Source organism: Pantoea sp. BJ2, assembly GCF_040255075.1.
GTDB classification, from domain to species: domain Bacteria; phylum Pseudomonadota; class Gammaproteobacteria; order Enterobacterales; family Enterobacteriaceae; genus Pantoea; species Pantoea leporis.
The window spans coordinates 2176715-2189773 of the sequence record NZ_CP158292.1 but is presented as its reverse complement, the minus strand read 5'-3'; the positions used below and the strand labels follow the sequence as shown (position 1 = coordinate 2189773).

Annotated in this window: 10 protein-coding genes; 2 read left to right on the top strand and 8 right to left on the bottom strand. The window is 57.2% G+C overall.

From position 1 onward, the window contains the following. Nucleotides 1-4 precede the first annotated feature (4 nt). Nucleotides 5-1939 carry an exoribonuclease II gene (locus AAF463_RS10070; protein WP_192233995.1) on the bottom strand — a complete coding sequence of 645 codons (1935 nt, stop codon included), beginning with the start codon at nucleotides 1937-1939 and terminating at the stop codon, nucleotides 5-7. Nucleotides 1940-2063: 124 nt separating this feature from the next. Continuing rightward, a complete protein-coding gene (locus AAF463_RS10065) occupies nucleotides 2064-4370 on the bottom strand; it encodes an FdhF/YdeP family oxidoreductase (RefSeq protein WP_350260672.1) in 2307 nt (768 codons plus the stop codon). A 244-nt stretch (nucleotides 4371-4614) separates the two neighbouring features. On the opposite strand from AAF463_RS10065, the gene AAF463_RS10060 reads away from it, so the two are divergent. Together AAF463_RS10060 and AAF463_RS10055 are read left to right on the top strand one after the other, a co-directional pair. Further along, nucleotides 4615-6204: a PTS transporter subunit EIIC gene (locus AAF463_RS10060; protein ID WP_101764284.1), complete on the top strand. Its 1590-nt coding sequence runs from the start codon at nucleotides 4615-4617 to the stop codon at nucleotides 6202-6204. 80 nt (nucleotides 6205-6284) lie between these two features. Continuing rightward, nucleotides 6285-7181 carry a LysR family transcriptional regulator gene (locus AAF463_RS10055; RefSeq protein WP_110866237.1) on the top strand — a complete coding sequence of 299 codons (897 nt, stop codon included), beginning with the start codon at nucleotides 6285-6287 and terminating at the stop codon, nucleotides 7179-7181. On the opposite strand, the gene AAF463_RS10050 is transcribed toward AAF463_RS10055, so the two are convergent. The 6 genes from AAF463_RS10050 to sapB all read right to left on the bottom strand — a co-directional run bounded on the left by AAF463_RS10050 (nucleotide 7178) and on the right by sapB (nucleotide 13058). Next, nucleotides 7178-8299, bottom strand: coding sequence for an oxidoreductase (locus AAF463_RS10050; protein WP_210080733.1), 1122 nt, complete (start codon nucleotides 8297-8299; stop codon nucleotides 7178-7180). The genes AAF463_RS10055 and AAF463_RS10050 overlap by 4 nt on opposite strands. Nucleotides 8300-8497: 198 nt before the next feature. Beyond that, on the bottom strand, nucleotides 8498-9286 hold the full coding sequence (gene fabI, locus AAF463_RS10045; protein WP_007892455.1) for an enoyl-ACP reductase FabI: 789 nt from the start codon (nucleotides 9284-9286) through the stop codon (nucleotides 8498-8500). Between the two features lie 128 nt (nucleotides 9287-9414). Continuing rightward, entirely contained in the window at nucleotides 9415-10218 is an 804-nt protein-coding gene (gene sapF, locus AAF463_RS10040) for a putrescine export ABC transporter ATP-binding protein SapF (protein WP_350260671.1), read from the bottom strand. Between the two features lie 2 nt (nucleotides 10219-10220). Beyond that, nucleotides 10221-11216, bottom strand: a complete 996-nt coding sequence (gene sapD, locus AAF463_RS10035; RefSeq protein ID WP_101764288.1) for a putrescine export ABC transporter ATP-binding protein SapD — start codon at nucleotides 11214-11216, stop codon at nucleotides 10221-10223. Beyond that, a complete protein-coding gene (gene sapC / locus AAF463_RS10030; RefSeq protein WP_101764289.1) occupies nucleotides 11216-12106 on the bottom strand; it encodes a putrescine export ABC transporter permease SapC in 891 nt (296 codons plus the stop codon). Before sapC ends, sapD begins: the two co-directional genes overlap by 1 nt. Continuing rightward, nucleotides 12093-13058, bottom strand: a complete 966-nt coding sequence (gene sapB / locus AAF463_RS10025; RefSeq protein ID WP_101764290.1) for a putrescine export ABC transporter permease SapB — start codon at nucleotides 13056-13058, stop codon at nucleotides 12093-12095. The genes sapC and sapB overlap by 14 nt, the downstream gene beginning before the upstream one ends. Nucleotide 13059 lies beyond the last annotated feature (1 nt).

Genomic DNA, 13059 nt, shown 5'->3' with positions numbered 1-13059 from the left:
ATGCTCAGGCGGCCGGACGCGCGACCACGCTGCGGGTTTCCATACGCACTTCGGCGATGGTCACGTCGATGATGTCAGTGACACGGTAAGCGACTTCACCTTTTATCTGCACGGTGCCGCTTTCCTGCGAGCACACCAGCTCATCACGCACCGCGTGGATGAACGGCGCAGGAATGAAGGCTACCGCGCCATTCTCCAGCAGACGAACGCGCATGCCGCCGCGAGATACGTCGATGATCTCGGCGCTGAACTTGCGATCGGTAGCGGCAAACGGTGCGAGGAAACGGGCATACAACCAGTCCCCAACATCGCGCTCGGCCATGCGGTTCAGGCGACGACGTTCGCTCATGATGGTGGTCAGCTCATCCTGCGGACGGCCAGTGCTTTCACCGCGCACAATTGCCTTCAGCAAGCGATGGTTGATCATGTCGCCAAACTTACGAATCGGCGAAGTCCAGGTCGCGTAGGCTTCGAGGCCAAGACCAAAGTGCGGGCCCGGCTCGGTGCCGACTTCTGCAAACGACTGGAAGCGACGAATGCGGCTATCCAGATACTGGGTTGGCTGCGCGTCGAGTTGACGACGCAGCTGGCGGAAGCCTTCCAGCGTGGTAATCGCCTGCGGATCCACGGTGATGCCATGCCCCGCCAGCACGCCAGCGGCCTGCTCAGCATTGGCCAGATCGAAACCGGTGTGCAGGTTATAGATACCGAAGCCCAGCTTCTCCTGCAGCACTTTCGCGGCACAGACGTTAGCCAGAATCATCGACTCTTCAACGATGCGGTTCGCTATGCGACGTGGCTCAGAGATGATATCCAGTACTTCGCCTTTTTCGCCCAACACAAAGCGGTAGTCCGGACGATCTTTAAACACCAGCGCGTGGGTTTGACGCCATTCGCTGCGCGCCAGGCAAACCTGATGCAGCAGGCGAATCTGCTGAGCAATGGCGTCGTTTTCAGGCTGCCAGCTGCCGCTGTTTTCCAGCCAATCAGAAACTTCGTCATAAACCAGCTTGGCTTTCGACTCGATCCACGCAGCAAAGAAATGCACGTCATCAGCCAGGCTGCCATCTTTCAGCACGGTAACGCGGCATGCCAGCGCGGGACGACGCTCGTTCGGACGCAGGGAACAGACGTCGTCAGAGAGTTCGCGCGGCAGCATCGGTATGTTGAAGCCCGGCAGATAGTTGGTGAACGCGCGTTTCGACGCCAGCTTATCCAGCTCGCTGCCTTCTGCCACGTAAGCGGTTGGATCAGCGATAGCGATGGTCAGGATCAGATTGCCGTCGGCAGCCTCTTCCACGTACAGCGCATCATCCATATCCTGGGTGCTGGCGCTGTCGATGGTGACGAAGTTCAGTGCGGTCAAATCTTCACGCTGCAGATTTTCGTCGAGCATCTCACCAAAACCGACGTCCGGAGCCTGACGTTCGAGGTTATGGCGCGACAACGTTACCCACCACGGCGCGAGGTGATCGTCCGCAGTGACAATGAATTCGGTCAGCTCAGCATAGAAACCGCGATCGCCTTTCAGTGGGTGACGACGCATCTCTGCTACCGCCCAATCGCCATTCTGGAAATCGTGGGTCACGCCACGTTCGGCGCGGCACTGAATCGCCTCTTTCAGCAGCGGATGATCCGGCACAATTGACAGGCGATCGTCTTTCTTCTGCACGCGGCCGACAAAGCGGGTCAGGAACGGCTCAACCAGGGTTTCCGGCTCGGCACTCTCGCGGTCTTTATCGGTGTGGATCACGGCCGAAATACGGTCGCCGTGCATCACTTTCTTCATCTGCGGTGGCGGAATGAAGTAGCTTTTCTGGGCATCAACTTCGAGGAAGCCAAAGCCTTTTTCCGTACCTTTAACAACACCTTCGACGCGCGGAGTCTGCGCGTGAAGCTTCTCTTTAAGCTGCGCGAGCAGCGGATTATCCTGGAACATAATTTATATAGTTTCGTGGCCTAAGAGCGGCTGACAGTTTTACGCGAATCGGGTCCGCGCGGCAAGGCCAAAACAGGCTAAAAAGCCGCTTTACGCGGCTTTTTACCTTCTGATAACGCTTTGGTCAGGCGATACGTTGTGACGGTGTGGCGGCGCTTAATGCCAGCTTCACCGGCACCGATTTTGAGGTCGGCGTACCGCTGCCGTCGCCAAAACTCGAGAGCGGCACCAGCGGGTTGGTTTCCGGATAATACGCCGCGAGGTTACCGCGCGGAATGTTATACGGCACCAGCTTGAAACCGCTGACGCGACGGGTTAAACCGTCATTCCACAGCGTCTCGATATCCACCAACTGGCCTTCAGTGAAGCCCAACGACGTCATATCATCCGGATGGATAAACACCACTTCGCGCTGACCGTACACGCCACGATAACGGTCATCGAGGCCGTAAATCGTGGTGTTGTACTGATCGTGTGAACGCAGGGTTTGCAGCGTGAACGGCACCGCGACATCGCCCAACTGCGGGAACAGCGACGTTGGCAGGGCGGCGGCGCTGAACTCAGCACGTTTGCTTGGCGTATTGAAGCGCAGCTCGGCGGCAGCGCTACCCAGGTAGAAACCGCCCGGAATGTCGCACTTGTTATTGAAATCAGCAAAGCCGGGAATCGTGGCGGCGATGTGATCGCGAATCAGATCGTAATTGCCTGCCATCGCCAGCCAGTCGATTTTATCGCTGCCTAATGTCGCATGGGCTATGCCAGCCACAATCGCGGTTTCAGAGCGCTGCGTCTCCGCCAATGGAATGCCGACGCCTTCTGAGGCGTGCACCATGCTGAACGAGTCTTCCACGGTAATGTACTGATTACCGCTTGCCTGACGATCGCGTTCGGTACGGCCCAGCGTTGGCAGAATCAGCCCTTCGAGGCCCGGCACCAAATGGCTGCGATTGAGTTTGGTGCTGATGTGCACGGTCAAACCGCAATGCTGCAACGCTTCTTCGGTGACCGGTGAATCCGGTGCGGCCGCCGCGAGGTTGCCGCCCAGCGCAATCAGCACTTTCACTTCGTCACGCAGCATCGCGTTCAGCGCTTCAACGGTGTTGTGACCATGCTCACGCGGGGGTTCGAAATCAAAGTGTGCGCCGAGTGCATCGAGGAACGGCTTGCCCGGTTTCTCATCGATGCCCATGGTGCGGTTGCCCTGCACATTACTGTGGCCGCGTACCGGACACAGGCCTGCGCCTTTCTTGCCCAACTGACCAAACAGCAGCTGCAGGTTGGTGATCTCGCGAACGGTATCCACCGAGTGTTTATGCTGAGTAATGCCCATCGCCCAAGTGACAATCACGCGTTCAGCACTTTGATAGATCGCCGCCGCCTCACGAATCTGCACTTCGCTGAGACCGGATTGGCGCACGATATCGTCCCAGCGGGTGTTATCAACGGCGGCAAGATACGCGTCAATGCCATGAGTGTTGGCATCGATAAACGCTTGATCGAAAATACCTTCTTCACCGGCAGCTAAACTTGCACGCTGTAGCTCAAGCAGGGCTTTCACCATGCCGCGCACCGCTGCCATATCGCCGCCCAGATTAGGTTGGTAATAGGCGGAACTGATGGTGCCCGCCATCGACGTGACAATCTCCAGCGGCTTTTGCGGATCGGCAAAACGCTCGAGGCCGCGCTCGCGCAGCGTGTTAAAGGTGACAATTTTCGCGCCGTGATCGGCAGCGTGCCGCAGGCTGTGCAGCATGCGCGGATGGTTGGTGCCCGGATTCTGACCCAACACGAAAATCGCGTCGGCATGATCAAAATCGTCCAGACGAATGGTGCCTTTACCCACGCCGATGCTGCGTTTCAGGCCGGTGCCGCTGGCTTCGTGGCACATGTTGGAGCAGTCGGGGAAGTTGTTGGTGCCCATCACACGGCCAAACAGCTGATAAAGCCAGGATGCTTCATTGCTGGCGCGGCCGGAGGTGTAAAGCTCCATTTGATTTGGATGATCCATCGCCTTCAAATGGCGAGCAATCAAGGCTAACGCATCGTCCCAGCTGATCGGTTCGTAGTGGTCGGTCGCGCTGTTGTAGCGCATCGGATGGGTTAAGCGTCCCTGATACTCAAGGAAGTAATCGCTCTGTTGATAAAGAGTGCTGACGCTGTGCTGCGCAAAAAATTCCGGCGCAACCACACGACGCGTGGCTTCCCACGTCACCGCTTTTGCCCCGTTTTCACAGAAGCTGAAGGTGCTTTTGTTGTCATCGCCCCATGCGCATCCTGGGCAGTCGAAACCGCGCGCTTTGTTCATGCGCATCAGGTTTCGCATGTTCTTCAGGGCAGCTTTACTATCAAGGACGAAACGGGTGGTGGCTTCCAATGAACCCCAGCCGCCCGCAGCAGCGCGATAGGGTTGAATCTTACGTTTAAATTTCATAGTTGCAGGCTTATTTGTTTATGAGTTGTTATCAGAATATGTCTTCTGTTAGCGGGAAGTGTGCGACTCTCCTTAAAAGTTGTCTAATTGATTGGTTTAATGGTGCGATAGGCGGCGTTTATCGTGAAACGCACGTAAAGCGTGACCTAAGTCAAACTTTCCCGGCTGTTAAGGGGCGGCAGTTACGTGCTGCTGAGATAACTGACTAATAATTGCTCTTTCCATTCTGAAAAGGGCACGCAGCATGAAGAATCTGGCAAGCCAAATTCACGCCTTCGGTAAAGCCTTAATGATGCCCATCTCGGTGATTGCTGCCGCAGGGATCTTTCTTGGCCTGGCCGCCGCAATGCAAAATCCGGCCATCACCGGCGATGCCTTCGCCAGTCTGCAGGTGCCACAGCTGATTATCGGGTTTATCCGCAAGGTGGCGGGCGCGCTGTTCGCCAATTTGCCGCTGTTCTTTGCGGTGGCCAGCGCCATCGGGCTGGCGAAAGCGGAGAAACCGACCGCCGCCTTTGCCGCCGTAATTGGCTATATCGCCATGAATGTTGGTATCAGCTCCACGCTGGCGTCGAAAGGTTTGACAGCCGCTACCACCACGCCAGAAGCGCTGCAGAAAGCGGGTATGGATCAAACCGCAGCGATGATGACGTCGGCCGAATACATCGACATGCTCGGCATCTTTACTTACAACATGAGCGTGCTGGGCGGCGTGATTGCTGGATTGATTACCGTGCTGCTGCATAACCGTTTTTACACTCAGCAACTGCCGACGGCGATCAGCTTCTTTGGTGGACGCCGCTTTGTGCCGATCGTGACCGTGGTGGTGCTGCCGCTGGTGGGCGTGCTGCTGGCGTTGATTTGGCCGACCATCGGCGAAGGCATCGCGTGGGTGGGTTTGATGATTGGTAAAAGCGGGCAATACGGCGCCTTCCTGCTTGGCACCAGCGAACGCTTACTGATTCCCACCGGTTTGCACCATATCCTCAACGAAACCGTGCGCTTCACACCGATTGGCGGCATGGCAACGGTTGATGGACAAAGCATCGTCGGCGCGCTGAACATCTTCAACACCTCGCTAACGCATCCCGGCGCCATACCGGACGATACGGTGCGCGGCGCGACGCAATTCCTCGCGCAGGGCAAAATTCCGGTAATGATGTTTGGCTTACCGGCCGCCGCGCTGGCGATCTACCACACTGCGCGCCCTGAGCATAAGCAGCGCGTTAAAGCGCTGGTGCTGGCCGGTGCACTGACTTCCTTTACCACCGGCATCACCGAGCCGCTGGAGTTCTGTTTCATCTTCGTGTCGCCGGTGCTCTATATCCTGCATGCGCTATTAACCGGCCTGTCATTTATGTTGATGTCGATGCTGCATTTGATGATTGGCAACGTGCAGGGCGGCGCCATCGATCTGGTGGTGTTCGGCATTCTCGGTGGCAGCAAAACGCATTGGTGGTGGACGATTGTGCTCGGCGTAATTTATGTGCCGATTTACTACTACGGCTTCCGTTTTGTCATCACGCGGATGCGGGTTGAAACGCCGGGACGGGAATCCGATGAGGAGCACAAACCCGAACAGGTGGCGGCGGATGAGCGCACCAAAGTGATCATTAGCGGGCTGGGCGGCGAAGCCAATATAGAGGACGTCGATTGCTGCTTCACCCGGCTGCGCGTGCGGGTCAAACAGATGAATGAGGTGGTCGATCAAACGTTACTGACCACCGGCGCGAACGGCATCAATCGCGTCAGCGAACATGATATCCAGGTGATTTACGGCCCGCAGGTCGAGAAGATCGCCAACGACGTAAAAAGTGCCTTGGGTGTGGCGTAACACAATGGCCGCTGCGCGTGGACGCAGCGCAGCGGCAACCGCCATGATACACTGCTGTTTTCCAGCCAATTCTGCTTTCCATGGACATCAAACAATTAATCTATCTGACAAATCTTGAACGCGAACGCCACTTTGGCCGCGCGGCAGAGGTCAGCTTTGTCAGCCAGCCGACGCTGTCGATGCGCCTGAAAAACCTCGAACGCGAATTAGGGCTGTCGCTGATCAACCGCAGTAATAATTTCGATGGCTTTACGCCGGAAGGCGAGCGCGTGCTGACCTGGGCGCGGGAAATTGTTTCGGTGTATCAGGGATTGAAGCTGGAAGTGGAGTCGCTCAAGCATGGCGTCAACGGCACCTTGCGGCTTGGCGTTATGCCGCAGTGCAGCGTGGCGCTGCCTGCGTTGTTGAAAGCGGTTGAAGCGCGTTATCCACAGCTGGATTATCGCGTGGCCGCGATGAGCGCCGATCAACTGCTGGAAGCGCTCAACAGCCACACCGTGGATGGCGGTATCGGCTTTTTTGAACTGACGTCACTGCGCGAGCTGCATTTTCAAACTGCGCTGTTGAAAGATCCTGGCGTCGAGGCGCTATTCAATCCGGCGCACTTTCCGGCGCTGCTGGAACAAGAGAACATCTCGCTCGCCACGCTTGCCTGCCAGCCGCTGTGTCTGGCAGAGCCCACGCGCTATTTTCGACGCTATCTTGATGGGCAACTGAGGGAAACCGGCTTGATTCCACGCGTGATCGTTGAGAGCGCGTCGATCATGCAACTGCTGCAAAGTGCGCAGGTTGGTTTAGGCGTGATGGTGTCGCCATGCGGACATCTGTTGCCGGAGCTGATGCAGAATCTGGCGCGGCGGCCGATTGAGATGGCGCCGATGGGCCGGCAGGCGGCATTAGTGATTGCCGAGCCGGGCAGAGCATCGCCGCTGGCTCAGCATTTCTTTGATGAAGCGCGGCGACATCTGCCCGATTAACGGGTTTCGCCGAGCGCCATCAGCAGGCGATCCTGCCAGCTGGCGAAAGCCACCGCTTGCAACAGCGTGAAGATACGTTCGCTGCCCCAGCCCGCGTTCAGCAGCGGCTGCAAATGTGCAGCGCTGAAGCGGTCGGGCAGGCGCGTGAGCTGGGCGCTGAGTGAAATCACCGGCGATGCTGCGCCAGCGCTTTCGACATCCTGCAGCAGTGCGTCACGCCATTCATCGGTAACAAAATCAAACTGACGTCGACAACCCAGCACGCGTGCGCTAACCGCCTGCGCCAGCGCTTCATCCCCGGCAAAATGTTCACTCAGCCGCTGTTTTAGCGTGGCGAAGCCATACAGCACTTGCGCATCGTGCACCAGCAGCCAAATGGCATCATCTAATCCCTCAATACCCTGACAGAAAGTAACCGCCGCCAGTTGATCGGCGCTGGCATAGCGCAGTTCAACCGGTTTCAACGCGTGCTGCCAGCCGTCGTTGCCGGTAAACAGCGCTGCGCTGGCATCCGGCGGCGGTGTTACGCCCGGAATCCAGCGCACCGGCAAGCCCATCATCGCCTGCAGCGATGCCACCACGCGTGACTGATAGCTGACATATCCCACCAGTTGATTCAGCGTGACGATATCGGGCTCGGTTAAGCCCACCGCGTCCAGCGCGCTGATGCTGTTGGCGGTGATCAGTTCCGGCTGCATCGCCAGCTGACGCGCATATTGGGTGATTTGCGTCAGGCGATTATTGCTTTCACGTGATGAGTCCGGACCCGGCAACGGATTGAGCCGGGCTGAGTAGTGATTGCACAGGCGCTGCACGCCGGCGACCTGCGCCACCGTTAGCGCGGTGCTGAGACGATCGTACAGCGTTAAGGTGTGGGTCAAACTGGTGGCAAGCGTATCGGGAAACAGAATCTGGCTGAGATCGCGCGCGGCCAATAACGCAGGCTGAAAACGCGACAGCAGCGGCTGTAACGCGGTCGCTTCCTGTTGCAAACCGAGTAAGAAACGATCGTCGATATAGGCGGCTTCGGGCACCAGCGGCGCAGTGGCGGTGCTATTCGGGCGAGTCTGGCTTTCATAAAACCAGTGGTCATGGCCGGGAGAACGGCGTTGTTCCATGGTCATTCCTTGCGCTAAAAACGGACTTGCTGCACAGCGTGCGAATCTGAAAAGCAGGCATGCAACAAAGGGCTAGCTTATCGTCGCTGAACGGCTGTCCACGGCAAAAGAATGTTGGGGAATAATTAATAGCTTACGAGTATAAGGAGGGCGTTATTTGAAGAGGAGGTCGCCATGAAAGGCGACCTTGGGTAAATCTTATTTCAGTTCCAGCTCGTTCATTGCGGCAATGCTGAAGCCGCCATCAACGTGTACCACTTCACCGGTGATACCACCCGCCAGATCAGAGCACAGGAATGCAGCTGAGTTACCCACGTCTTCGATGGTAACGGTACGACGAATCGGGGTAACCGCTTCGCAGTGCGCCAGCATTTTACGGAAATCTTTGATGCCTGATGCAGCCAGCGTACGGATTGGACCGGCAGAAACGGCGTTAACACGTGTGCCTTCTGGACCCATTGCGTTCGCCATGTAGCGTACGTTAGCTTCCAGAGACGCTTTCGCCAGACCCATCACGTTGTAGTTCGGGATGGCGCGCTCTGCACCCAGGTAAGACAGGGTCAGCAGGGCAGAATTCGGGTTCAGCATTGCACGGCACTCTTTCGCCATCGCCACAAAGCTGTACGCGCTAATGTCGTGAGCGATCTTGAAGCCTTCACGGGTAACAGCATTCACGTAGTCGCCATCCAGCTGATCGCCAGGTGCGAAACCGATGGAGTGAACGAAACCGTCAAATTTCGGCCAGGTTTTTGCCAGTTCGGTGAACAGCGCAGTGATGCTCTCGTCTTCAGCCACATCGCATGGCAGAACAATGTCTGAACCCAGATCTTTAGCAAACTCTTCCACACGACTTTTCAGTTTGTCGTTCTGGTAGGTGAAAGCCAGTTCTGCGCCCTGTTTGTGCATCGCCTGCGCAATACCGTAGGCGATTGAGAGTTTACTGGCAACGCCAGTAATCAGAATGCGCTTACCGGAAAGAAAACCCATAGCTGTAATCCTTTTGGTCATTGTTGTTGGCGGTCGCGGTGGTTGAAAAACAGGCGACCGACGTTAATCTCGTGCGAAGTCTAGCACGTCTCTATAAATGCGGTAAATCGCACCGCGTTTTCGGCGCCTTAACGCTCGCGGCGCCAGGCTTCAGCGGTTAAGGCTTCACCAAAGTGGCTGGTGATCAGGCGCTTGGTGAGATCGTGCAGCGGCGAGGCCAATACATCGGCGGTGCCGCCGCGCTCGACCACTTCGCCCTGATGCATCACCAGCACCTGATCGCTGATGTGCTTCATCATGCCGAGATGCTGGGTAACGTAAATATAGGCGATGCCGTGCTTCTCCTGCAGTTCCAGCATCAGGTTCACCAACTGCGAACGCATGGTCATATCCAGCGAGGCGAGAGCTTCATCGGCGACGATCACTTTCGGCTGCAGAATCAGCGCTCGCGCCAGCGCCAGACGCTGCTTCTGGCCCGGTGCCAGCATGTGCGGATAGTATCCGGCGTGGTCGCGCAGCAAACCAACCTGACGCAGCGTGGCAGTAATGCGTTTTTCACGCGCGTCATCATCCAGCTCGGTATTCAGGCGCAGCGGGAAATCGAGTATCTGGCTGATGCGCTGGCGCGGATTCAGCGAGGTTGAGGGATCCTGAAAAATCATGCGAATGCGCTGGCTGCGATAACCATAATCACCGTACTCCAGCGGATGATCGTCAATCAGCATTTCGCCCTCGCTCGGCTCGACCATGCCGCTGAGCATTTTTGCCAGCGTCGATTTTCCCGAACCGTTTTCACCAATTACCGCCAGCGTCTGTTTCTCACGCAGGGTAAAACTGACGCCTTTCACCGCCTCAACGTGCTGACGACGGAACAAACCGGTGCGATAGCGGTAGGTTTTACTCAGGTTGCGCACTTCCAGCAGCGTTTCCATGTTTACTGGCTCTCCATATTCAGCGGGAAGTGACAAGCAAACAGATGCGCTTTATTGCCGGTCAGGCGCGGTGTTTCGATGCATTTACGCTGCGCATACGGGCAGCGCGGCCCCAGACGACAGCCAATCGGCAGATGTTCCAGTGAAGGAATCGCGCCAGAAAGCGTGTTGAGGCGGCTTTTGTGCGGCAGCGCGCTACCGAAATCGGGCATCGCCCGGATCAGCGCCTGCGTGTAAGGATGATGCGGTGACTCCATTAACTCTTCGCTTTGCGCGATCTCCACCGTCTGGCCGCAATACATCACATTAATGCGGTCAGCCCAGTGGCTCATGGTGCGCAGATCGTGGCTGATCAGCAAAATGGTGGTGTTGTTATTCTGATTGAGGCGGCTCAGCAGGCGGAAAATTTGCGCCTGCGTGGTCGGCTCCATCGCATTGGTTGGTTCATCGGCGATCAGCAAACGCGGCTGATTGGCCAGCGCGATGGCGATCATTACCTTTTGGCATTCGCCGTCGGTGAGTTCATACGGGAAACTGCGCATGATGTCTTTATGATCTTTGATGCCGACGCGATGCAGCAGCTCAATGGCGCGCACTTTGCGCCAGAACCACAGCCGTTTATACCAGCGGCCTTTGTGCGTCCAACGCGGAATCGCCTGCATCAGCTGGCGACCAATACTTTCTGACGGATCAAGACAGGATTGCGGCTCCTGAAAAATCATCGAAACGTTATGGCCGACGATCCGACGGCGTTCGCGCGGTGACAGGCGCAGCAGATCAATATCATCAAACACCATGCGATCGGCGGTGACGCGCCAGTTATCTTTGGTGACGCCGCAAATGGCTTTGGCGATCAGACTTTTGCCTGAACCCGATTCACCCACCAAACCGCGGATTTCGCCTTCGCTTAGCGTCAGGTTGATGCGATCAACCGCTTTGACCGGACCGTCAGCGGTCATAAATTCGATGGTCAGGTTACGGATATCCAGTAGCGGCATTATTCAACTCCCGCTTCTACAGCGCGACGAATGCCGTCGCCCAGCAGGTTAACGATCAACACGCTGACCATCAGCGCCACGCCCGGCAGCATGACCGTCCACGGCGCAACGTAGATCAGCTCCAGCGCGTCACCCAGCATCGCACCCCATTCGGGCGAGGGCAGCTGCGCGCCAAGATCGAGGAAACCGAGTGCTGCGATGTCCAGAATCGCCATCGACAGCGAGCGGGTAAATTCGCTCACCAGCAGCGGCAGCACGTTAGGCAGCACCGCATTCCACAAGATATTCAGGTTGCGCGCGCCATCAAGACGCAGCGCCACCACATACTCTTTTTCCATCTCATCATGCACAGCAGTATAGATCTCGCGCACCAGACGTGGGATCAGCGCGAGAAACACCGCCAGCATCGCGTGTTCCAGGCGCGGGCCGAGAAATGCCACCACGATAATCGCCAGCAGCAGCGAGGGAATCGACAGTAAGGTATCCAGCACGTGATTCATCACCGCCGAGCGCATGCCGTGCGTGATACCGGCAAACACGCCAAGCACCAGCGCACAAATTGCCGCCAGCACCGTCACCAGAATCGCCGATCCCACGGTCGGCGCTACGCCGCTCAGCAGGCGGCTCAGCACATCACGGCCTAAATCGTCGGTGCCGAGGAAAAAGGAGACATCGCCGTAGCGCGACCACGATGGCGGCAGCAGCTGATAACCCAGGAATTGCTGATCGATGCCATACGGCGCCAGCAGGCCGCCAAACAGGCACAGGAACAGCAGCAGGCCAAAGCCGTATAAGCCGACCATGCCGCTGGTATCGCGATACAAGCGCTGCCAGCTGCGACGCAGCGTGCTGGGCAGCCGCTTCTCGTCGTAGACATTATCTAAGGGCATACCATTCCTTATGTTTCAGCGGGTTAAGCGCCGCACCCAGAATATCGGATAACACGCTGACCAGAATCACCAGACCGCCCACCACCATCACGCCAGCGGAAATCGCCGCGTAATCCTGCTGGCGAATGGCGTTAATCAGCCAGCGGCCGAGGCCCGGCCAGTTGAACACCACTTCGGTGATCATCGCCAGCGTCAGCATGGTGGAAAATTGCAGGCCAAGGCGCGGGATCACTGGCGGCAGGGCATTGTGCAGCACGTGGCGGCGGATCACCGTGAAGCGCGACAGGCCGCGCGTGGCGGCGGCTTTGACGTAGTTTTTGTCCATCACATCGCTGGTGCTGCTGCGCAGTAAGCGGATCATCTCGGTGGCGGGCGCAACGGCGAGCACGACCACCGGCAGAATCATGTGCGTTAAGGCGCTGACCAGCATTTCATGACGCCACGGCGACGGGCTTAGCCAGGCATCAATCAGCGCGAAGCCGGTAACGTTTTGCACCGGATAGAGAAGGTCGAAACGTCCGGACACCGGCAACCAGCCGAGCGTTAACGAGAAGAACAGCGTAAACAGCAGCGCCAGCCAGAATACCGGCATCGAGAAGCCAAGCAGCGCCAGTGCGCTAATGGCTTTATCCTGCCATTTTTTGCGCATCACGCCGGCGCAAATTCCCAGCGGAATGCCCACCAGTAGCGCCAGAATAAATGCCATTACGCACAGCTCCAGCGTGGCGGGAAACACTTCGCGCAGCTGAAGATCAATCGGCTGGCCGTTGGTGCTGGAGACGCCAAAATCGAACTGCAGCAAGCCCTTGAACCAGAACCACCACGCATCAAACAGCGATGCGCCTTCGAGCGGGGCATTTGGTGTGAAGTAGCTCAGACTGAAGCTCACCAGCGACAGCAAAAACAGGGTGATGAGCAGCAGCACCACGCGACGCAGAATATAGATAATCATG

Bases quoted from the DNA above. Each gene is read 5' to 3' on its own strand.
- AAF463_RS10070 (WP_192233995.1), bottom strand. From the start codon at position 1,939: ATGTTCCAGGATAATCCGCTGCTCGCGCAGCTTAAAGAGAAGCTTCAC.
- AAF463_RS10065 (WP_350260672.1), bottom strand. From the start codon at position 4,370: ATGAAATTTAAACGTAAGATTCAACCCTATCGCGCTGCTGCGGGCGGC.
- AAF463_RS10060 (WP_101764284.1), top strand. From the start codon at position 4,615: ATGAAGAATCTGGCAAGCCAAATTCACGCCTTCGGTAAAGCCTTAATG.
- AAF463_RS10055 (WP_110866237.1), top strand. From the start codon at position 6,285: ATGGACATCAAACAATTAATCTATCTGACAAATCTTGAACGCGAACGC.
- AAF463_RS10050 (WP_210080733.1), bottom strand. From the start codon at position 8,299: ATGGAACAACGCCGTTCTCCCGGCCATGACCACTGGTTTTATGAAAGC.
- fabI (WP_007892455.1), bottom strand. From the start codon at position 9,286: ATGGGTTTTCTTTCCGGTAAGCGCATTCTGATTACTGGCGTTGCCAGT.
- sapF (WP_350260671.1), bottom strand. From the start codon at position 10,218: ATGGAAACGCTGCTGGAAGTGCGCAACCTGAGTAAAACCTACCGCTAT.
- sapD (WP_101764288.1), bottom strand. From the start codon at position 11,216: ATGCCGCTACTGGATATCCGTAACCTGACCATCGAATTTATGACCGCT.
- sapC (WP_101764289.1), bottom strand. From the start codon at position 12,106: ATGCCCTTAGATAATGTCTACGACGAGAAGCGGCTGCCCAGCACGCTG.
- sapB (WP_101764290.1), bottom strand. From the start codon at position 13,058: ATGATTATCTATATTCTGCGTCGCGTGGTGCTGCTGCTCATCACCCTG.